The organism is Streptococcus cristatus (assembly GCF_001578775.1).
GTDB classification, from domain to species: Bacteria; Bacillota; Bacilli; order Lactobacillales; family Streptococcaceae; genus Streptococcus; species Streptococcus cristatus_A.
In genome coordinates, this window is sequence record NZ_KQ969062.1 from 1 (window position 1) to 20,452 (window position 20,452).

General features: G+C 37.1%; 20 protein-coding genes and 1 tRNA gene. 6 read left to right on the forward strand and 15 right to left on the reverse strand.

The features are described 5' to 3' along the window. Window positions 1-104: 104 nt before the first annotated feature. The 10 genes from ftsH to ychF all read right to left on the reverse strand — a co-directional run bounded on the left by ftsH (window position 105) and on the right by ychF (window position 11,287). Entirely contained in the window at window positions 105-2,072 is a 1,968-nt protein-coding gene (gene ftsH, locus SCRDD08_RS00005; RefSeq protein ID WP_048765822.1) for an ATP-dependent zinc metalloprotease FtsH, read from the reverse strand. A 17-nt stretch (window positions 2,073-2,089) separates the two neighbouring features. After that, complete coding sequence (gene hpt, locus SCRDD08_RS00010; RefSeq protein WP_061421894.1) at window positions 2,090-2,632, reverse strand: hypoxanthine phosphoribosyltransferase; 543 nt, start codon at window positions 2,630-2,632, stop codon at window positions 2,090-2,092. A gap of 4 nt (window positions 2,633-2,636) precedes the next feature. Beyond that, window positions 2,637-3,914, reverse strand: coding sequence for a tRNA lysidine(34) synthetase TilS (tilS, locus tag SCRDD08_RS00015; protein ID WP_061421895.1), 1,278 nt, complete (start codon window positions 3,912-3,914; stop codon window positions 2,637-2,639). Then, window positions 3,911-5,194, reverse strand: a complete 1,284-nt coding sequence (locus SCRDD08_RS00020; RefSeq protein WP_061421896.1) for a serine hydrolase — start codon at window positions 5,192-5,194, stop codon at window positions 3,911-3,913. The genes tilS and SCRDD08_RS00020 overlap by 4 nt, the downstream gene beginning before the upstream one ends. Further along, window positions 5,187-5,315 carry an SP_0009 family protein gene (locus SCRDD08_RS12075; protein WP_125372373.1) on the reverse strand — a complete coding sequence of 43 codons (129 nt, stop codon included), beginning with the start codon at window positions 5,313-5,315 and terminating at the stop codon, window positions 5,187-5,189. Before SCRDD08_RS12075 ends, SCRDD08_RS00020 begins: the two co-directional genes overlap by 8 nt. A 2-nt stretch (window positions 5,316-5,317) precedes the next feature. After that, entirely contained in the window at window positions 5,318-5,686 is a 369-nt protein-coding gene (locus SCRDD08_RS00025; protein ID WP_045499867.1) for an FtsB family cell division protein, read from the reverse strand. Beyond that, entirely contained in the window at window positions 5,679-5,945 is a 267-nt protein-coding gene (locus SCRDD08_RS00030) for an RNA-binding S4 domain-containing protein (RefSeq protein WP_005591371.1), read from the reverse strand. Before SCRDD08_RS00030 ends, SCRDD08_RS00025 begins: the two co-directional genes overlap by 8 nt. An 88-nt stretch (window positions 5,946-6,033) precedes the next feature. Continuing rightward, a complete protein-coding gene (gene mfd / locus SCRDD08_RS00035; RefSeq protein WP_155719734.1) occupies window positions 6,034-9,537 on the reverse strand; it encodes a transcription-repair coupling factor in 3,504 nt (1,167 codons plus the stop codon). Continuing rightward, entirely contained in the window at window positions 9,530-10,099 is a 570-nt protein-coding gene (gene pth / locus SCRDD08_RS00040) for an aminoacyl-tRNA hydrolase (protein ID WP_061421897.1), read from the reverse strand. Before pth ends, mfd begins: the two co-directional genes overlap by 8 nt. A 72-nt stretch (window positions 10,100-10,171) precedes the next feature. Then, window positions 10,172-11,287: a redox-regulated ATPase YchF gene (gene ychF, locus SCRDD08_RS00045; RefSeq protein ID WP_061421898.1), complete on the reverse strand. Its 1,116-nt coding sequence runs from the start codon at window positions 11,285-11,287 to the stop codon at window positions 10,172-10,174. Between the two features lie 166 nt (window positions 11,288-11,453). On the opposite strand from ychF, the gene SCRDD08_RS00050 reads away from it, so the two are divergent. Further along, a complete protein-coding gene (locus tag SCRDD08_RS00050; RefSeq protein ID WP_061421899.1) occupies window positions 11,454-11,948 on the forward strand; it encodes a DUF1307 domain-containing protein in 495 nt (164 codons plus the stop codon). An 89-nt stretch (window positions 11,949-12,037) separates the two neighbouring features. Here SCRDD08_RS00050 and SCRDD08_RS00055 read toward each other — a convergent pair whose 3' ends face one another. From SCRDD08_RS00055 to SCRDD08_RS00075, 5 genes are all read right to left on the reverse strand, one after another. Then, window positions 12,038-12,232: a DUF951 domain-containing protein gene (locus SCRDD08_RS00055; protein WP_005591376.1), complete on the reverse strand. Its 195-nt coding sequence runs from the start codon at window positions 12,230-12,232 to the stop codon at window positions 12,038-12,040. Window positions 12,233-12,393: 161 nt separating this feature from the next. Next, window positions 12,394-13,530, reverse strand: a complete 1,137-nt coding sequence (gene dnaN, locus SCRDD08_RS00060; protein WP_015604157.1) for a DNA polymerase III subunit beta — start codon at window positions 13,528-13,530, stop codon at window positions 12,394-12,396. A gap of 157 nt (window positions 13,531-13,687) precedes the next feature. Then, a complete protein-coding gene (gene dnaA, locus SCRDD08_RS00065; RefSeq protein ID WP_061421900.1) occupies window positions 13,688-15,043 on the reverse strand; it encodes a chromosomal replication initiator protein DnaA in 1,356 nt (451 codons plus the stop codon). Window positions 15,044-15,255: 212 nt separating this feature from the next. Further along, window positions 15,256-16,017 (reverse strand): ParB/RepB/Spo0J family partition protein, encoded by a 762-nt coding sequence (locus tag SCRDD08_RS00070; protein WP_061421901.1) that lies wholly within the window; start codon window positions 16,015-16,017, stop codon window positions 15,256-15,258. A 62-nt stretch (window positions 16,018-16,079) separates the two neighbouring features. After that, window positions 16,080-17,258: a serine protease HtrA gene (locus tag SCRDD08_RS00075; RefSeq protein WP_061421902.1), complete on the reverse strand. Its 1,179-nt coding sequence runs from the start codon at window positions 17,256-17,258 to the stop codon at window positions 16,080-16,082. A gap of 202 nt (window positions 17,259-17,460) precedes the next feature. Here SCRDD08_RS00075 and rlmH point away from each other — a divergent pair, with 202 nt between their 5' ends. The 5 genes from rlmH to comE all read left to right on the forward strand — a co-directional run bounded on the left by rlmH (window position 17,461) and on the right by comE (window position 20,450). Beyond that, window positions 17,461-17,940, forward strand: a complete 480-nt coding sequence (rlmH, locus tag SCRDD08_RS00080; RefSeq protein WP_061421903.1) for a 23S rRNA (pseudouridine(1915)-N(3))-methyltransferase RlmH — start codon at window positions 17,461-17,463, stop codon at window positions 17,938-17,940. 43 nt (window positions 17,941-17,983) lie between these two features. Continuing rightward, window positions 17,984-18,057, forward strand: a tRNA-Arg gene (locus SCRDD08_RS00085). 155 nt (window positions 18,058-18,212) lie between these two features. Beyond that, window positions 18,213-18,341 (forward strand): bacteriocin, encoded by a 129-nt coding sequence (locus tag SCRDD08_RS00090; RefSeq protein WP_005591382.1) that lies wholly within the window; start codon window positions 18,213-18,215, stop codon window positions 18,339-18,341. 22 nt (window positions 18,342-18,363) lie between these two features. Continuing rightward, the gene (locus SCRDD08_RS00095; RefSeq protein WP_414162611.1) at window positions 18,364-19,710 is read left to right on the forward strand and encodes a sensor histidine kinase; all 1,347 of its coding nucleotides are present in this window, start codon (window positions 18,364-18,366) and stop codon (window positions 19,708-19,710) included. Beyond that, complete coding sequence (gene comE, locus SCRDD08_RS00100; protein WP_061421904.1) at window positions 19,707-20,450, forward strand: competence system response regulator transcription factor ComE; 744 nt, start codon at window positions 19,707-19,709, stop codon at window positions 20,448-20,450. The genes SCRDD08_RS00095 and comE overlap by 4 nt, the downstream gene beginning before the upstream one ends. The last annotated feature ends 2 nt before the right edge of the window (window positions 20,451-20,452 follow it).

Genomic DNA, 20,452 nt, shown 5'->3' on the forward strand with positions numbered 1-20,452 from the left:
GAGACATCTCAGGGACTTTTTATGACATGTTAGGCTTTAAAGAATAAAAAAAATAGCTTGATTACACAATTAGTAATCAAGCTATTTAATAAGAAAAGCATCTCTTAATTTTCTTCCATTTTAGATTTTATTTCATCATAGGAAAGGGCATGCGCTTCTCGTTCCAAGTCTTTTTCAGACTCTTCTGGCATATGACCTGTTTCATAAAGAGATTTAATTTGTGTGCTATCAAGCGTTTCATATTTAAGGAGCGCTTCAGCAATCAACTTGTGGGTTTCACGATTTGCTTGAATAATCTCAGCTGCTTTGTTTCGTGCTTCATTTAGTAATGAACGAACTTCCTCATCAATCTCATAGGCTGTTTGTTCTGAAATTGATTTTTGAGGACTTTGTGCACCAAACATAGCATGGTTACCTTCGTATTGGACTGGGCCAAGTTTTTCACTCATACCGTACTCAGTGACCATTGCACGCGCCATTTGTGTAGCTTGTTCAAAGTCATTGGAAGCTCCTGTAGTTTGGACATTAAAGATAATCTCTTCAGCTACACGACCACCCATGAGACCAGCCAATTGCTCCTTCATATCTTCTTTAGACAGAAGCATTTGGTCTTCTTTAGGCAGGGCAATCATATATCCGCCAGCACGACCACGAGGCACAATGGTTACCTTGTGTACGACACGCGCATTGGACAAAACAAGTCCGACAATCGTATGCCCCGCTTCATGGTAAGCGACAATCTGACGATCACGCTCTGAAACGGTTTTATCTTTCTTAGACGGTCCTGCGATTACTCTGTCTTCTGCTTCATCAATATCATCGGCATCAATGACTTTCTTATTACGACGAGCTGCAACCAAGGCAGCCTCATTTAAGACATTTTCCAAATCAGCACCAACAAAGCCAGGTGTCTGCTGAGCAACTAGTTTCAAATCAACATTTTTAGCCAATGGTTTATTCTTAGCATGAACGCGGAGAATAGCTTCCCGACCCTTCACGTCAGGACGGCCAACCAAGACTTTTCTGTCAAAACGACCTGGACGTAGAAGAGCTGGATCAAGAACATCCGAACGGTTAGTAGCCGCAATGATAATGATTCCTTCATTGCCTTCAAAACCATCCATTTCAATCAAGAGCTGATTAAGGGTTTGTTCACGTTCATCATTACCGCCACCGAGGCCAACACCACGCTGACGACCGACGGCATCAATTTCATCGATGAAGATAATAGCAGGAGCCGCTTTTTTCGCATCTTCAAATAGAGAACGAACACGGCTTGCTCCGACACCGACAAACATTTCAACAAAGTCAGAACCTGAGATGCTAAAGAAAGGAACACCTGCTTCACCAGCAACTGCCTTGGCAAGCAAGGTCTTACCAGTCCCTGGAGGGCCTTCCAAAAGAACACCTGCTGGAATGCGAGCACCCAGCTTAGTATAACGTTTTGGATCTTTCAGGAATTCAACAACTTCAACAAGTTCTTGTTTTTCCTCTTCTGCACCAGCGACATCTGAGAAGCGTACTTTGATATCTTCTTTATTGGCCGCACGAGCTTTGTTGCGTCCAAAATTCATAGCACCACGAGCACCGCCACCGCCTTGATTCATCATAGACATAAAGATGAAGGCGATGATGATAAATGGAACCAAGGAAATCAAAAGATTAATCCACATTCCACTGGAGCTTTCACGCTTAATAGTCACTTCTGTCTCATGCTCAGCAGCTAGCTTTTGCAAATCAGAAACTGTTGTATCTGATGGCAAAACAACACTAGTAAATCTGCTAACTTTTGAGATTTCCGGACTGAAAAACAGGATTCCTGTCGTATCTTTTGATTCTTTAGGTTTTTTATAAGTACCTGATACCTCGATAATACTACCATTTGGCTGGTAGCTCATCTCTGTAACATTGTTATTTTGGATTTCTTTTACTAATTGGCTGTAGTTGATTTGCTGGCTACGACCTGTCGCACTTCCTGTAAAGAAATACTGAAAACCTGTAACAAGGACTACAATAATTAGAATATAGAGAAAAGGATTTTTTATAAAACCATTATTTTGTTTATTTTTCATTTATATCTAGTAAACCTTTATTTTGTATAAACTTCTTCTTTCAAGACACCTACATAAGGAAGATTGCGATAATACTCATCATAATCTAGTCCGTAACCTACTACAAATTTATTTGGAATTGTAAAGCAAGTGTAGTCTGCCTCAATGTCAACAATGCGTCCTTCTGGCTTATCCAACAACGTAGCGATTTTTACAGAAGCTGCATTTCTTTCTTTGAATAAATTACACAAATTCTTCAAAGTTTGGCCAGTATCGATAATATCTTCAACAAAAAGAATATCACGGCCAGCAATATCCTGATCAATATCTTTAATGATATTAATCACGCCGCTGCTAGTTGTACCGCCATGATAGCTAGACACCAGCATAAAATCTAATTCAATATCTGTATCCACGTGTTTGATTAATTCGGCCATAAAAGGAACTGAACCTTTCAAAATTCCTACAAAAATAGGCTTTTTACCTTGATAGTCTACTGTCAGCTGTTGGCCCAATTTTTTTGCCGCTACTACGATTTCCTCGTGAGAAACCAATATTTTTTTAATATCTTGTTCTAGCATAATTTTACCTATCTAATTTCTGAATATAAAGTACAGTACTCATTATATCACTTTTTAATTCCTTACTCAAATCACTGATAGCGATATTTACAATTGCTAAAATCTGCTGATTTTGCTCTACAATAATCGCTTTTTCGCGTTCTTCAAATGGAATTTTTCGATCAATGAATAGCCGACGAAGTTTTTTGTGATGTCCTTTCAAACGAAGACAATCGCCTGTTTTCCTGTGACGTAAAAGAAGTGGTGTTTCACGTGAAACTGCAATCGCTTGAACATTTTCACCCTCCAAAGGAGTGCCAAATGAGAATTGATAGTCCCAAAATTGAAGTTGATTACCACATTCTAACAGAATTGAGTCCATTTTCAAATCAGACCTACGACTGATTTTTCTGATTTCAAAATGCTTATAATCTTTCACCAACTCATATTCATCCTTTAAAGGGTGGATGTAATTAGCCTTGGTTCGTAAGATTCCTAAGATTTCTTCAAATTGCTTTTTATTTATATTTAATGAAGGAAATTTCTTTAAATATTCCTGCAGGAGAAAATTTTGCACTTCTGGAATTTGTTGCTCAAACACTTCAAGATTTGTAATGTCCAAACCTTGCGTCAGATGAGACAGAGCTGTCTGTAAGTTCCCAACTTCTTTCCCTAAAGAAATCAGAGAATTCTTAAAGCATGGATTTTCCTTTTCAAGACTTGGAAGATAAAGATTGCGAATCCGATTTCTGAGATAGTCATTTTGAAGATTGCTCTTATCTTCAAAATGCAAAATATCAGGGAAATCTTGCTTATGAAAATAAAGCAGAGGTCGGATTAATTCGCCATTTGCAAAAGGTTGAACCTCAGTCATTCCAGACAGGTGACGAAGTCTTGCTCCTCGTAATAGCCTCATAAACACCGTCTCGGCCTGATCATCAGTATGATGAGCCGTTACCAAGGCCGTGTAGCCTTCTGTCAGCATGATTTCTTCAAAAAAACGATAGCGAAATCGCCGAGCTTTTTCCTCAGAAAAATCACCTGAAAAATTTGAGCTGAAAAATTTCACACCAAGTTTCTGGGCAAAATTTGACAGCTCTTTTTCTTCCATATTTGACTCTGGACGTTGCTTGTGGTTAACATGCGCTATGCCCAGCTCAATCTCTAGCTCTTCTCTATTCTGGTACAAGAGATGGAACAAGGTCATCGAATCCAAGCCACCAGAAACTGCTACCAGCACTTTTCGATGATTTTGAAAATACCGCTTTTCCTGCATTTGTTTGCGAAACTTCTGATCGATCATTTCAGAACTCCGTACACATCATCTGCGATTTTAGAAATTGTATCGTAATCCGAATTATTCGTAAGAATGGCAATAATAAATGGCGAATCCGCATACACAATAGCGACATCATGCTTGAAGTCGTAAGCATCACCAATTTTATGAGCTACTTTTACATTGATGTTTTTAGAAATTCGCTGATTATCATAATTTGTCTGAGACAAGGCATCGATAATCATGCTATTTTGCTTATAAATGGCTTCCATAACATTTCCTGCCATTCGAGCCGAAGCTTGTCTGCTTTCCACATCCCACTTTTTACCCGCAATTTTTTCAATAGTATTTTGAAATTGGCTATCAGATTGATTGCTTGTATAGTAGGCGAGGATATTGTGGGCCACATTATCCGACTCTTTTGCTACACCATTGATTAAGTCCTGCACAGAGTATTCCTTATCATTTGCTGATTTGGAAATACTACCGCTTCCCTCAGGGTCATAGGCACCTGCAAAATCATTGACAGCCGCTGTATATTTGAACTTTTTATCTAAAGAAAGGCTATGATTGTTTAGTTGCTCTTGGGCATAGTAAAGATAAGGAATTTTCGTCACACTGGCTGAGTACATTTGTTGATCTGGATTAATGCCTGCTTCTTTGCCCGTGTCTAGCTGTTTTACATAAATAGAAAAGTCAGCTTTTTTGTACTTAGAGTTTAAAAGCTCCTGAACCTTTTCCATTCGATTATCTTCTTGGGAAAGAAAATCAACAGAAACCCAACCTTGACCTTCAATTTTAGCGTACTCTCCCTTAACTGTTTGAGCAATTTGTGCCACCTTTACTTTGCTATAAGCAGGTAGTTTAGCTGCAATCTTTTTAGAAGAATTGATTGGGATAGTATCGTAGAGCACATAGTTAGGGACCAGCCATCTTTCCTGTTTAACATCTGTGATAGACTGAACCGTATCCTCATAAATGCTATTCTTATCTGCAATTACAAACTGGCCATTCTTTAATTTAAAGATAGGAATCCCAGCCTCATTCACGTGCAACTCTGTCAGCTCTAGTGGCTGATCTGGCAAAAGTTTCCCAGCTACCTTAGTCAAAGTAGCATCTGTAAAAGTAGGCGTTTCTTCATAAACATTAGGATTTGTAGGGATACTCGTATGGTAACGGCCATAAGCTGTACCTGTCAGCTGATACTTTTCTTCTTCGTCTAAAACAAGTTCCTTTTCAGTACTGATTGCTGTTTGACTGCTCCATAAAGCTGGCAGTAAAAATATCAGCAAAAGTAACTTACGCATGACCTCCCCTTTCCTTTTTCGTTTCTTGAAGTTTTAAAGCTTGATTCTTTTCGGATAATTCTGCTAGTTTTTCATCCGAAAAAGATAAAAATTTCTCTATATTTTGAAGTAAATTTTCCATGATTATTGTGGTAATAAATCTGGTGTTGTGTAAATATATTCCCCTTCTTTTGAAAAAGAATACTTGGCACGAGCATATTTGGCAGCATAGCTGTCATCTTTCAACTTAGTAGCAATGTCAGATTGATAGCTCTTTTCTTCGCCTAATTTTTCATATTTTTTCTGTAATTGTGCATATTGAGCACGACGATTAAGTAAAGTTTCGTAACTTTGATATAAATTATAGGCTGGAAGAATAAAAAGTAGCATGACTAAAATTAGAACCCATCCCATAAAACGATTTCGCTTCCGACGTTCCTCATCGAGGTATCTGCGACGCTGATTTTCATCTTGGATAAAGCGATTATTTATTTGAACAATATTTCTAGACATTTTCTTCAATCCTTGTCTCACTGATAATTTCATACATTTTAGCAGCATCTTCTTTTTTAGTACTGTCTTTCATTTCTAGCACCCGCACTGTTAACAGCTTATTGCCAAAACGAACTTCAATTTGATCATTGATTTTTAAATCTGTCGAACTTTTTGCCAGGATTCCATTTACCTTGATACGACCTTTATCTGCTACCTCTTTAGCTACAGGGCGTCGCTTGATAATACGTGATACCTTTAAATACTTGTCTAATCTCATAGTCTTTTCCTCGATTTTCTCTTAATATTCTATCATTCTTTTGAAAGAAACAAAGCTAAAAAGCTGAAATTTTACCGAATTGTAATGTTTATTCAGCTTTTCGATTCTTGATTTCTACCAGTTTTTCACCAAAGTTCAGCAAGTTTTCCAAAATCTCAAAATCTTTTTTATTCCGAACATCAAAAACGACTTCAATCAAGCCTTGCTGCTCACCAATTCGAGCCTTTAGATTTGTCGCTGACAAGGCTTCAAAATAATCTTGGGTCAGATAGATTTGCTGAGAAATTTTTTCAAAACGAATGATGACAGATTCTTGCTTCCGCTCAACAAGTGCCACAAAAGCCTGATCAAGATAGGACTTGACTAAGCCAATCTCTAGTAGGTAAGCCACTACGTCCGGATATTCTCCAAAGCGGTCAATCAATTCATCTTGCAGATGTTCATAGTTTACACGATTGTCAATTTCACGAATTCTCTTGTAAACTTCGATTTTCTGACGTTCATCAGAAATATAATCGCTTGGAAGATAGGCATCAATCTGAAGATTGATTTCAGCGTTACTTTTTTGGCGCTTGGTTTCCTTACCTTGCTTCTTAGCAATGGCTTCTTCTAAAAGCTGAGAATACATTTCAAATCCTACAGAATCAATGAAACCTGACTGTGAACTTCCTAAAATATTTCCTGCTCCGCGGATAGACAAATCCCTCATCGCAATCTTGAATCCAGATCCTAGCTCAGTAAATCCTTTAATGGCTTCTAGTCTTTTTTCTGAAACTTCAGTTAGAGTTTTATCTGGTCGGTACATAAGATAGGCATAAGCGATTCGATTGCTGCGGCCAACCCGACCACGAAGTTGATACAAGGTTGACAGACCCATATGATCAGCATTTTCGATAAAGAGAGTATTTGCATTTGGAATATCAACACCAGTTTCGATGATCGTTGTTGTGACTAAAATATCGTATTCGCCATTAACAAAGTCTAAAAGGGTATTTTCTAAACGCACCTCTGTCATCTGTCCATGAACATAACCAATTGAAGCCTCTGGGATCAACTCTTTTAATTCTGAAACTTTTTGCTCAATGGTGTCAACTTTATTGTAAAGGTAGTAAACTTGTCCGCCTCGGTCTATTTCACGTAAAACCGCATCCCGAATAACTGTCTTATTATTTTCTAAAACATAGGTTTGAACTGGATAACGATTTGTCGGTGGTGTTTCAATGACCGATAAATCTCGAATCCCTAGCATCGACATATGAAGGGTTCGTGGAATAGGGGTAGCCGTCAAGGTCAGCACATCAACCTTCTTTTTAAGCTCCTTCAACTTTTCCTTATGCTTGACACCGAAACGCTGCTCTTCATCTATCACCAGTAGCCCCAAATCGGAGAATTTTACATCTGCTGATAGGAGGCGATGGGTACCGATAATAATATCAATCTGCCCTTTTTCCAATTTTTCCAGAGTCTCTTTTTGCTCCCCTTTGCTTCTAAAACGGCTGAGAACATCGACATTCACGGCAAAATCGTTGAAACGTTCTTTAAAGTTTGTGTAGTGTTGCTGAGCTAAAACAGTGGTCGGAACCAAGATAGCCACCTGTTTATGATCGTTGACAGCCTTAAAAGCAGCCCGCATAGCCACCTCTGTCTTCCCAAAACCAACATCGCCAACCAAGAGGCGATCCATTGGACGGTCGCTCTCCATATCCTTCTTGATTTCCTGGATACTTCTGAGTTGGTCATCTGTTTCCACATACGGAAAGGCATTGTCAAACTCTACTTGATGCTGGTCGTCACTAGAAAATTGAAAACCTTTTAATTGACTACGCTCTGCATACAATTTAATAAGGTCATCGGCAATGTCTTCAACCTGATGCTGGACTTTTTGCTTCGTTTTTTGGAAACGCCCATCATTTAACTTGTTAATTTTAGGTGCTTTTCCATCACTAGCTACATATTTAGACAGAAGGTTGATTTGATCCACCGGAATGGAGATACGATCTGCATTTTGATACTGAATCGTCAAATAATCCCGATGAACTCCTGAAACCTCAATCGTTTCAATTCCTAAATAGCGACCAATACCGTGGATATTATGAACCACATAATCGCCTTTTTCCAGTTCATTATAGTCTTTCAACCTTTCAGCATTGGAAATATTTTGACGACGAATCCTACGTTTGATTTTTCTCTGAATCATCTCATGCTCAGTAATCAAAACGATTTTTTCATCGACAAAATTAAAGCCTTGAACGAGATTTCCTTCTATGAGCTGGACAGCTTTTTCATGGATGTCTTTGTCCTTGATGTAATCTAAATGAATCTCATAATCCTGTAAAGTTTTATGTAAATTTTGTAAACTTGAAGCCGAATTTGCCTGCAAGATTACCGAATAGTCCGATTTCCTAAAGCGATTAATTTCTTCTTTTAAGAGAGGAAACTGACTAAAAAATTCCTGCATTGGATATTGATTGAATTGATAAAGTGCATCAAATTTTAGATTTCCCAATCCTTTGTGAAAGTTGGAAAAAAATGTAGCAGGTTTATATTTACGATAGTCCTGATAATTATTTGTAAAGTATTGTTGATTTGACAATGCTTTGCTGTTTTGTAAATCATCTGTCAAGATATTGGCAACTTCTAATTCAAACTGAGCATGCTTGTCCATTATCTTTTGAAAATCATCAAAAAATATAGGAGTATGCGTTGGTAAATAGTCTAAAATAGTCCATTCTTTCTGATAAAATAAGGAAAGAAATTTGCGAATATCTGCATGATGAAATTGCTCTCTAGCAGAGCTCAATACTTCTTCTAAATAGGATTTCAAAGAAGGATCAAGAACCGTAGAGAGGGACGCTTCTAGATTTTTCTGTCCCCTTGCATAATCTTCTTCTGTCAATAGAAGATCTGTGACAGGCTCTATCAAAATCTGTTCCACATTTTCAAGAGAAAGTTGATTTTCAGGATTGAAAATCCTTATGCCATCAATCTCATCTCCAAAAAACTCTATCCGATAAGGATATTGAGCCGAGCGTTCAAAAATATCTAGAATATCCCCTCTCAGACTGTACTCTCCTTGACTGAGAACCTGAGAAACCTTTTTATAACCATTACTTGACAAAGACTTGACTAGATTGTCAAGGTTATATTCTTCAGTAACAGAAAGAATAAGCTCAGATTGTTTAAAAATATTAGGCTGGGGCAATAATAAACGACTGGCTGCAACATTGATGATCAGAATCCCATTCTTCTCTTTGTCTGATAAAAATTTCATGGCTTCTAATCTGGCAAAGATTTTTTCTTGCGATGAAAAAACAAACTCAGCCAAAGGGGTATCATCTGCCAGGAAAGTATAAACCTTTTCTTCTCCCAACAAAGAAAGCAAATCACTAGCCAGCCGCTCTGCTTCATTTTGACTAGAAGTGATGACTAGGATTTTATCCTGCTCTTCTAAACTACTGGCAATCGCTAAAGCCTTTGTTGAAGCTGAAAGTCCCATCACTAACTGACGGGTCTTCTTTTGCAATTGTTTCTTCCAGTCTACAATTTGTCGGTTTCGACCAAATAGATCAAGTAGTGTCATTGTCTTATCCATTGTATTGTTGCATGGTCTGCTCAAAATTCTCAGTTTGTAAATAATGATTTACAGCACTGTCAACTTTTTCTAATGTGTTTAAAATAATGATATAATCTTCCTCATCAAATTTTCCTAAAACATGATGAATAACTGACATATTATTTTTAGGTCTTCCAATGCCAATTTTCACTCGCTTGAATTCCTGTGTTCCAATATGTTTAATGATGGACTTAATACCATTGTGCCCGCCAGCTGAACCTTTGGTACGAAGGCGGATTTTCCCAACTTCCATATCTAGATCATCATAAATAACGAGTAAGTCATCTATATCTAAACCATAGTAAGTAAGCAAGGCATGGACTGCTTTCCCACTTTCATTCATAAAAGTAGTTGGTTTTACAAAATAGACTTTTTCCCCATTCAAGAAAGTTGAAGCAATGTCTGCTTGAAAAATCTTATCTGCTGTAAACTTTAGATTTAGTTCTTTACACATTTTGTCAACTAACATAAAGCCAACATTATGTTTGGTCTCAAAATATTTATCTCCTGGATTTCCTAATCCAACAATTAATTTTGTCATTTTACTCCTTTATAAAAGCCAAAAGGGCTGGAAATTTCTTTCCAACCTATGTATTTTAAATTTACACTTAATTTACACGTTAAAGCGGAATTCCATAATATCGCCATCTTGAACGATATACTCTTTTCCTTCTTCACGCAAGCGTCCAGCTTCTTTTACAGCCTTTTCAGATCCATATTTTACCAAATCATCATAAGACATCGTCACCGCACGGATGAAACCTTTCTCAAAGTCTGAGTGAATGATGCCAGCTGCTTGAGGAGCTTTCATACCACGCTTGAAGGTCCAAGCACGGACTTCCTTTTCACCAGCGGTAAAGTAGGTTCCAAGTCCCAAAAGATGATAGGCTGCTCGTGTCAATTTGTCTACACCTGACTCTGTCAAGCCAATAGCTTCCAGAAATTCTGCCTTGTCTTCATCGTCCAGTTCAGAAATTTCTTCCTCGGCACGCGCAGAGATGACAACAACTTCAGCATTTTCTGTAGCAGCAAATTCACGAATCTGCTTCACATAGTCAATATTGTCTGGATCTGCAACTTCATCTTCACCGACATTGGCCACATAAAGTACTGGCTTAGTCGTTAAAAGAAAGAGACCTTTGACGATTTTTTGCTCTTCTTCTGTAAATTCAACTGTCCGAGCTGACAGACCATCTTCCAGAACAGACTTGATTTTCTGCAAAACATTAAATTCTGCAACAGAGTCCTTGTCCTTCTGAGTACGAGCCATCTTCTCAACACGCGCATAGCGTTTGTTAATGCTTTCCAGATCGGCCAAAATGAGCTCCAGATTAATGGTCTCAATATCAGCCATGGGGTCGACGAAGTCAGACTCACGGCCCTGTTCCCGCATGACATTTTCATCATCAAAGGCACGGACTACATGGACGATAGCATCCACTTCACGGATATTGGCCAAGAATTTATTTCCCAGACCTTCCCCTTTCGAAGCTCCCTTTACAATACCAGCAATATCTGTAAACTCAAATGTAGTGGGAACCTTCTTTTGAGGTTTAATCAATTCTGTTAATTTGTCCAAACGAGCATCTGGCACTTCTACCCGACCGACATTTGGATCAATGGTCGCAAAAGGGTAGTTAGCAGCTTCTGCACCTGCTTTTGTAATTGCATTAAATAAAGTTGACTTGCCCACATTAGGCAGTCCAACAATCCCTGCTGTTAAAGCCATTCGTATCTTCTCCATTCATCTTTTCAATCCAAACCATTATACCATAATTCCTTATCCTAAACAGCGGATTTGAATGAAAAATTTCCTGCTTTCTGGATAGAAATAAAAAATATTTTCTACAAAAAATGATATAATATAGTTAATATTTTGATAAAAGGAGTTAGCCATGAAAAAAATGACAATTAAAACCTTTGTTCTTTCTTTCTTGACGATGTTTACTTTACTTTTTTTAGCTGCCTGCAGTAGCAGTCCTAAAAAAGCCTATTTTCAGTTGATTGATCAAAAGACCAAGCAAGACAGCCGGATCACTCTTGAGTATAAGGGAGATGATTTGCTGAACAATGAAACCAGCAATGTTTTCTATTATGAGCCTATCGGATTGACAAAAGATACCGCCAAAGAACAAATTGGAGGCTACATGCAAACGCTGGAAAATATTAAAGGACTTACTAATAAAATCGAGTATAAAGACGATCATTTGACGCAAAAGATGACGATGGATTTTAGCAAGGCAGATATTTCAGAACTGAAAAACAAACAACTTATCCAAACAGATGGAGACCAAAAAGCTAATTATATTAGTTATAAAGAAACGGTAAAATCTCTTGAAGCTTCTGGCTATAAAGAAGTCAAAGACGGCAAATTTGAAGAACTTAAATAAAAGCAGAAAACGGATAAGACTTTCTTGGTCTTATCCGTTCTTTGTTGATGAGGTAGGTCATTCAAAATTGGATTAGTCAAAACTATTAACTATTCGATGACCTTCTTCATTTTTCTTTCAAAATCATATCTGCTCATCATGACAACGTGTTCGCAGTTACTGCAGCGAATCTTAATATCTGCTCCCATGCGGACGACTTCCCAACGATTGGCTTTCTTGCCAGTCGACTTAATGGTACAGGCATGGGGCTTTTTCATTTCTACAAAAGTTCCAAGTTCGTACATCTTCTCTCCTTTTGACAATCTTTTTTTATTATCTTAAAAATACAGATTGACGCTTTTCTCCATCCTAGCTGTATTATACCACAAGTTTAGAGTCAGCTGGCTTGTAAATGATCAAAATAAGACAAGGCGGATCGATTCAACCTTGTCTTAAATCTTATCTTCTAATTAGTACGGACTGGCGTGATCAACTGGATAAAGTTTTCAGCATCTTCGCTTGGTACCAAAGTGAAAGGACGAACAGCTGAAATAAAGCTGATGGTCACCTTCTCACTATCGACTGCCTTTAGCGCTTCGATCAGGTAGGTAGGATTGAAACTGATGGTCAAATCTTCTCCTGAAACACTTTCTGTATCAATTTCTTCATTCACGCGCCCAACTTCTGGTGAATGGACATGAGCGCTGACAATGCCCTTCACAATTTCCAATTTCACTGTTCCGTTTTGAGTCGCATTGGACAGAAGACGAGACCGTTCCATGGCATGACGTAAATTATTGGTATTAAAGGTCACAACGCTTGAAAATTCTGTCGGAATCAAGCGATCTGTGTCAGGATAGTTTCCTTCCAGCAGGCGTGTATAGAAGCTGATATTTTCACTTCTAAAGAGAAGTTGATTATTGGCAAAGAAAACCTCTACTGTTTCAATTTCATCTGTGAAAACAGCCGTAAATTCACGCAGAGAACGGCTAGGAATTACCACATCGAAGTCATCCCCCTTCTTATCCAAAGTAATTTTCTTTTGGCTCATCCGGTGAGAGTCTGTCGCAACTGTTTTGAGGGATTGGTTATCTGTCAAGACAAAATGAACCCCCGTCAAAATAGGACGGCTTTCTTGCGTGCTAGCAGCAAAAGCTGTCTCATTGATGATATTTTTAAGGACTTTTGTTTCTAAAACCAAAGGATTGCTAGTAGAGACTTCTTGGATACGTGGATATTGATCTGCATCTTTTCCTTTTAGCGTAATTTCTGACTTGCCACTGGTAAGGACGATTTGTTTTTGCTCAATTTCTTTGAAATCAAGCACGATATCTGGCAAGCTAGAAATGACATTGATAAAGAAATTTGCTTCAAGGAGGATAGAACCTGGTGAAGTAATCAAGAGCCCGGCATTCTCATTTTGCACTGAAATGAAGTTTTCAATGGAAATTTGGCCATTTGAACCAATCAAGGTAATGCCTTCTTTTGTTACATCAATTTTAACAGTTGATAAAATTGGAATAGCGTTTTTTGTACTGATAGCTCTTTTAGTTGTATTCAAAGCTTGTAGGAATAAATTTTTATTAATAGAGAAGTGAATCATAGGGACTCCTTTTATTATTTATGATTATTAAGTTAATAGTAATAGTAGTTCTTGTGGAAGCTGTGGAAAAATGGAGCAAAGTATCTAAAATCAAGTTTTAAGACTTGTTCACAACCTGTGGAAAAAACTTCAGATTAGCTCAATCTTTTCCACACCCTTATTTTATCTTGTTTTTGATATTTTCGATTTCAAGTCGCAGGCTATCGTCAGTTTCGAGTCGATTTTTGATTTTTCCATGCGCGTGAATGACTGTTGTATGGTCTTTGCCGCCAAATTCTCGCCCGATTTTTGGTAGGCTATTGTCTGTTAGTTCGCGGGCTAGATACATGGCCACTTGTCGAGCCAAAACGATATTTTGGACGCGACGACTTCCCTTCATTTCTTTGACACTGACGCCATAGAAATTACCGACCTCAGACTGGATTTTTTCAATCGGAATGACGGTCACCTGACTAGAATCCTGCTTGCGAGCTCGAATGGCTTCGGCAGCAATATCAATCGTAATTTCCTTGAGATTGCGGACTCTTGCAATGAGCGTAATATCATTGAGGGCCCCTTCTAAGTCACGGACATTCGAGTCAAATTGTCCGGCGAGGTACTCCAAAGTATCATTAGGGAAAATATAGTCCAGATTTTCGATTTTGTTCCGGAGGATGGCAATCCGCGTTTCAAAATCAGGTGGTGTAATATTTTGAGTGAGCCCCCATTTGAAGCGCGTGACCAAGCGTTCTTCCAAATTATCAAGATGATCTGGACTGCGGTCGCTGGTCAGCACAATCTGCTTGTTATCTCCGTGCAGAGCGTTAAACGTATTGAAGAATTCTTCCTGGGTAGAGACTTTTTTTCCGCCAAGAGACTGGATATCATCAATCAAGAGCAAATCCAAGCTCCGATAGATTTTTTTGAAATTATCCATGTCGCCGAGCCTCAGATGCTCCAGAAAGTCATTGATAAAGGTTTCCGCTGGAATATATTTTACACGCGCATCAGGAATATTTTCTAAAATTTGATTGCCGATAGCATTCAGTAAGTGGGTTTTTCCTAGACCTGGTCCACCATAGATAAATAGGGGATTATAGGTAGTTGCTAGATTTTCAGACACAGCCAAGGCTGCTGCTTTAGCCCAGATATTCCCGTCCCCTTGTACAAAATTATCAAATGTATATTTAGCTTTTAATCCAGTATCAATTGGCGGCAAACTTGGGCGAAATGGAGTTTTTTCAGGAAGTTCTTCCAGCTGATATTTAGAAATACTATCATGTCCTGCTTCTTCAAAGACGTATTTGGCCGTGATTTGATCGTTGAAAATTTCAAAGCCAGCTGTGAGAATAACGCCCACTAAGTTTTGTTCCCAAAATAGCTGTTTGACTGGGCTATCCAGAAAGATAGTGGCCTGATTATTTTCAATGGCTATCAATTTTGCTTCTGCAACAAAAAAATCATAGGTTGTCTGTTTTAGTTGAGCAGCTGAAAGTTCTAAAATTCTTCGCCAAAATTCTTGCTCTATGGTCATTGCCTCCTCCTTTTCAAAAAATTATTCTCTAGGTCGATTCTCATTTTAACATAAAATGACGAAGTTTTCCACAACTTGTGGAGAAAAATCAACAATGTTTATAAGACTTATCCACAGATTGTGGATTACATGTAAAATCCTTATTTTTCAACAATTTAGGCTACTTTTAAAGGTGGAAAAGTCTGTTAGTTTGAAAAAAGAAAATAACAGCCCTATTTCAGGCTGTTTATAATTCTTTGATACTCTTCCTCGTTTTCAAAAGGAATAACGATCTTTCCTTTTGAAGAATTTTTTAATTGAATGGAGACATTGAGTCCAAGGATTTTTTTCAATCTTTCTTCTTCCGAATGGGAGAAAATTTCTTTGTTTTTTCTGTTCTTTGACTTTTTTTTCTTTTGTAATGAAAGTTCAAGAGCACGAACGGATAAATTATCTTGAATGATTTTGTCCAGCCAAAATACTTGCTCTTCTTTTCTGAGCGGGATGAGGAGACGAGCATGCCCTTGCGAAATCATTTCCTCTTTGACAGCGTCCAGCATAAAAGCTGGTAGCTGTAACAAGCGGACAAGATTACTGATGTAAGGCCGAGATTTTCCCATAATTCTTGCAATTTCTTCATGGGTCAGACCTTTCTCAATCAGATGCTGATAGGATTCTGCTTCTTCGATTGGATTGAGGTCTTCTCTTTGCAAATTCTCGATGATGGCTTGCTTCATCATGTCATCGTCAGACAAGTCTTTAATAAGGGCAGGAATGTTTTCTAAGCCAGCAATTTTAGCAGCTCTGAATCGTCTTTCACCTGCTAAAATTTCGTAACCAAATAAGGAAGATTTTCTCAAAATAATGGGCTGAATAATTCCATTTTCTTTAATAGAAGCTGCCAATTCATTTATTTTTTCTTGAGAAAAGCTTTTTCTAGGTTGATAAGGATTTGTTCGAATGTCTTTTAGTGGTATGTATTGATAATTTTCCATTTGTATATAGCATAACACACCTTTACGATCGTGTAAAGGTGTGTTGACAATTATGTAAAGGCTTAGTTGTTACTTAAGTCCTGAGTTGATTTGGTCAATTTGATGGTCGTAGTAGCTTCTTTACCATCTCTAAAGTAAGTCACTTTTAACTCATCTCCTAGAGAGTGTCTGTAGAGAGCAGATTGTAAATCACTAGTTGACTCAACATCCTTATCGTCAACTTTTGTGATGACATCGTATTTCTGAAGTTTATTTTCAGCAGGCATTCCTTCTTGTACAGAGCGGACAAGGATACCTGATTTTACAGATGAAGGTAGGCGTAATTTTGCTAAGTCAGAAGTGGCGATATTAGATAAATCGAGCATTTGGATACCCAGAGCAGGACGAGTCACTGTTCCATTTTTCTCTAATTGCTTGATGATATTGACAACATCGTTTGATGGAATTGCAAAGCCCATGCCTTCTACAGCAGTTTGACCATTGTGAGAGATTTTGCTGGACGTAATACCAATAACTTGCCCTTGGATATTGATGAGTGGGCCGCCAGAGTTACCAGGGTTGATAGCAGCATCTGTTTGCAAGGCAGTCGTCGAAATATTTTGGCCGTCTTCAGATTGTAGAGTTACATTTCTACCCAAACTAGAGATGATTCCTTGTGTAACAGAGTTAGCGTATTCTGTTCCGAGAGGACTTCCGATGGCAATAGCCGTTTCTCCTACTGTCAGGGAATTTGAATCTCCAAATTCAGCTACATCTTTCACCTTTTCAGAGCTAATTCTTACTACAGAAATATCAGAATAAACATCTGATCCCACTACTTCACCAGGAACCTTACTACCATCTGCTAGTAGAATATCGGGATTTTTTGCTCCATTTAGCACGTGAGTATTGGTGACAAGGTAGGCATATTTTCCTTCCTTCTTATAAATGACACCTGATCCCTCACTAGCTACTTGAGGATCACTGGTTGATTCATTATTGATCACTCCTTCTTGATTAGAATCTGTATAAGTAATTACTGATACAACTGCATTTTGCACTTTTTTTACAGCCTTTGTGGTGTCGGTTGTGTTTTTATAAGACGTTGATACAGTAGTTTTTGAATTTGAAGAACCAAGATTAGCCAATTTATTATTAACAAATGCGGTGGCTAAATTTCCTAGGCTTCCGCCAATAAATCCTACAACTAAAACAATAAAAAGCAACAAAGATTTTTTAAAGAAATTTGAAGCGTTTTTCATATTTTCCTCCTTGATTACAATTGATGAAATTATAGAAATCTATTCTTAATTATAACTTAAAATTCACAAGTTTTCCACAACTTGTGGAAAACTTATAAAAAATGTTGATAGAGGTTAGGAAATACATAGATTCAACAAGTTTTCCATAAAAAACTGATGTGAATAAAGTGTGAAATCCATGTGGATATGATAGAATGGAAATATGAAAATAAAGCTTGTAACTGTTGGAAAATTAAAAGAAAAGTATCTCAAGGATGGGATTGCTGAATATGCTAAACGCCTGAGTCGATTTTGTAAGTTAGAAATTGTAGAATTAGCAGACGAAAAAACACCAGATAAGGCCAGTGAGGTAGAAAATCAGCAAATCCTCGAAAAAGAGGGAAATAGGATCTTAGCAAAAATCTCTGAACGAGAATTCGTAGTTACTTTGGCTATTGAGGGGAAACAATTTCCTTCAGAAGAGTTTAGTTCGATCTTGAACGACATCACAGTTCGTGGCTTTTCTGATATTACATTTGTGATTGGCGGCAGCTTGGGTCTGTCTCCTGCTGTCAAAAAAAGAGCTAATCTACTGATGAGTTTTGGAAAATTGACCCTGCCTCATCAATTGATGCGCCTTGTTTTGGTAGAGCAGATTTACCGGGCTTTCATGATTCAACAGGGGAGTCCTTACCATAAGTAAATCTTGACGATACTAGATTTTTCTGATAAAATGAAAAGGTATCGGTCTCATAGCTCAGCTGGATAGAGCATTCGCCTTCTAAGCGAACGGTCGCAGGTTCGAATCCTGCTGGGATCATAATATACATTACTCAGACACGAAAAAATTTCGTGTTTTTTATTATATTTTTGAGAAAACGACATTTCAGGGAAAGATGACAGATTATTTGAAATTTTATTTATAATAGATCTTGTAAGGTAACACTTACGAAAAAATTTTTAGGAGAATCTATTATGAAAAATACTCAGAAAAACTTTAAAACAATCGCTCAATTCCCGGTCTTGAATGAAAAAGAACTTAAAGAAGTTCTTGGAGGAGATTTAAGAAATATCTTCTTAAAAATTAAATTTAAGAAAAAATAACATCGATAATTGAGGAAATGGAATTATGTTTGAATTATTTTTTTGGATATTGCAAGCTGCCATTGAAGTATATTTCACTATTGTTATATATGAAAAGATCAATAAAGTAAAATCTAGTTTTTACTTTACTTTTCTGTGTGCTATAGTCTTAATTTTATTACCATTACTCATATTAAATTTAGAATCTATATTTTCTTTGTCAAGGCATGTTCTATATTTTCTTTTACTACTGATTTATCCTCTTCTTTTCTACAGGTATTTTTATAAAAAAGAGAAGTTATCAACTCTTTTGTCTATATTTCTATCTCTTCTCCTTTATTTAACAGTTCAGGCTTCTACTACCTTTTTTTCTGTCATTATTTCCTCAATTACAGGGGATTCATTTGTAAAAGATAATTGGGCTATCTTTTATATCATGATAAATAGTATCTCTGTTTTATTTATGCTTAAGTTTATCGACTACTTACCATTTTACGCATGTGATTTTAAAGAGGAGGTTTTTAAAAAGACAATTAAGAGAATTAATATTTTTTATGTTATAGATATTTTCATTTTAAATGTTTCTCATTGGTTAAGTGAAGACGATCATTTTAATAGTTTTAGCAGTATGCTAGCGACTATTTGTTTCTTGATCTTTATGACAACTCTTTTCTATTTGAAGGCAATTCGGGAAAAGTATGAAAAAGAAGAGGAGATTCGACAAAGAGAATTGGAACAGTTGCAGCTGCAGCAGTATACAGATGAAATTGTTTCTCTCTATAATGAAATTCGTGGTTTTCGTCATGATTATGCCGGCATGCTGACTAGCTTTCAGACGGCCATAAATACTCAAGATATCAAGGAAATTGAAAAAATATATCAAGAAGTTTTAGTTGATGCAAATTTAAAATTACGCTCGGATAAATACACTTATTTTGATTTGAACAATGTTGGTGACTCAGCTCTCCGAAGCGTTATGACGGAGACTTTATTCAAGGCGCGTGAGCACCAGATTGATTTGACATTCGAAGTCAAAGATCCTGTTGAGAAATTACCGATTAAGCTATTAGATGTGGTAAGAATGGCTAGTATATTACTAAACAATGCTGTTGAAGGCGCAATCGAAAGCTATGAAAAAATGATTCATGTGACTTTAGTTCAACTCGATACGGAAATCATTTTTGTTGTAAAAAATTCCCGCAAGCAAAGGAAATTAGATTTAGAAGAAATTTATGAACCAGAGTTCTCTACTAAAGGTTATCGAAGAGGTCTAGGTTTAAATAATCTGAAAGAAATTTTAGAGAATTATGAATACATCATGCTAGATACAGAAATAAGTAAGTATGATTTCACCCAAGTATTAACAATTAAAAGAAGGAATAGTTTATGAGAATCTTAGCATTAGAAGATACCTTAGCCCACCAACTCCGCATGGAAAAAACTTTAGCAGAGATTGCTGAAGAAATGGGTATCGATATCCAGGTAAAAATCACAGGAAAAATTCAGGAATTTAAGGACTACGTCGAAAATGAAGATGTCAATCAGATTTATTTTCTGGATATAGATATTAAAGGGGAAGAGACTAAAGGACTGGAGGTCGCTCGTTTTATTCGTCATCATAATCCATATGCTATTATTGTCTTTGTAACTTCAAAATCAGAGTTTGCGACCATGACTTTCAAATACAAGGTATCAGCTCTTGATTTTATTGACAAGGATATTAACGATGATTCGTTTAAAAAACGTATCAAAGATTGTATCATTTATACGAAAAACACCTTAATTACAAACACCAACATGGTTGATTACTTTGAATACAGCTATCGAGGCAATGATGTGCGCGTGCCATTTAATGATATTTTGTATATCGAAACCTCAAGCTCCTCTCATAAGTTACGGATGGTCGGAAAAAGCTTTATAAAAGAATTTTATGGAACGATTGCCAGTGTTCAAGAACAGGATGAGAAAACCCAACGTTTCTTTGCTTCCCATAAATCTTTCTTAGTCAATATCGATAATATCTGTGATTATGATAAGAAAACAAAGGAGATTATATTTTATGAAGGCCGCCGTTGCCCTGTTTCTAGGCTAAGAACAAAACATTTAAAAGAAATTTTAAAAAATAAATAAAA

Bases quoted from the DNA above. Each gene is read 5' to 3' on its own strand.
- ftsH (WP_048765822.1), bottom strand. From the start codon at position 2,072: ATGAAAAATAAACAAAATAATGGTTTTATAAAAAATCCTTTTCTCTAT.
- hpt (WP_061421894.1), bottom strand. From the start codon at position 2,632: ATGCTAGAACAAGATATTAAAAAAATATTGGTTTCTCACGAGGAAATC.
- tilS (WP_061421895.1), bottom strand. From the start codon at position 3,914: ATGATCGATCAGAAGTTTCGCAAACAAATGCAGGAAAAGCGGTATTTT.
- SCRDD08_RS00020 (WP_061421896.1), bottom strand. From the start codon at position 5,194: ATGCGTAAGTTACTTTTGCTGATATTTTTACTGCCAGCTTTATGGAGC.
- SCRDD08_RS12075 (WP_125372373.1), bottom strand. From the start codon at position 5,315: ATGGAAAATTTACTTCAAAATATAGAGAAATTTTTATCTTTTTCGGAT.
- SCRDD08_RS00025 (WP_045499867.1), bottom strand. From the start codon at position 5,686: ATGTCTAGAAATATTGTTCAAATAAATAATCGCTTTATCCAAGATGAA.
- SCRDD08_RS00030 (WP_005591371.1), bottom strand. From the start codon at position 5,945: ATGAGATTAGACAAGTATTTAAAGGTATCACGTATTATCAAGCGACGC.
- mfd (WP_155719734.1), bottom strand. From the start codon at position 9,537: ATGGATAAGACAATGACACTACTTGATCTATTTGGTCGAAACCGACAA.
- pth (WP_061421897.1), bottom strand. From the start codon at position 10,099: ATGACAAAATTAATTGTTGGATTAGGAAATCCAGGAGATAAATATTTT.
- ychF (WP_061421898.1), bottom strand. From the start codon at position 11,287: ATGGCTTTAACAGCAGGGATTGTTGGACTGCCTAATGTGGGCAAGTCA.
- SCRDD08_RS00050 (WP_061421899.1), top strand. From the start codon at position 11,454: ATGAAAAAAATGACAATTAAAACCTTTGTTCTTTCTTTCTTGACGATG.
- SCRDD08_RS00055 (WP_005591376.1), bottom strand. From the start codon at position 12,232: ATGTACGAACTTGGAACTTTTGTAGAAATGAAAAAGCCCCATGCCTGT.
- dnaN (WP_015604157.1), bottom strand. From the start codon at position 13,530: ATGATTCACTTCTCTATTAATAAAAATTTATTCCTACAAGCTTTGAAT.
- dnaA (WP_061421900.1), bottom strand. From the start codon at position 15,043: ATGACCATAGAGCAAGAATTTTGGCGAAGAATTTTAGAACTTTCAGCT.
- SCRDD08_RS00070 (WP_061421901.1), bottom strand. From the start codon at position 16,017: ATGGAAAATTATCAATACATACCACTAAAAGACATTCGAACAAATCCT.
- SCRDD08_RS00075 (WP_061421902.1), bottom strand. From the start codon at position 17,258: ATGAAAAACGCTTCAAATTTCTTTAAAAAATCTTTGTTGCTTTTTATT.
- rlmH (WP_061421903.1), top strand. From the start codon at position 17,461: ATGAAAATAAAGCTTGTAACTGTTGGAAAATTAAAAGAAAAGTATCTC.
- SCRDD08_RS00090 (WP_005591382.1), top strand. From the start codon at position 18,213: ATGAAAAATACTCAGAAAAACTTTAAAACAATCGCTCAATTCCCGGTC.
- comE (WP_061421904.1), top strand. From the start codon at position 19,707: ATGAGAATCTTAGCATTAGAAGATACCTTAGCCCACCAACTCCGCATG.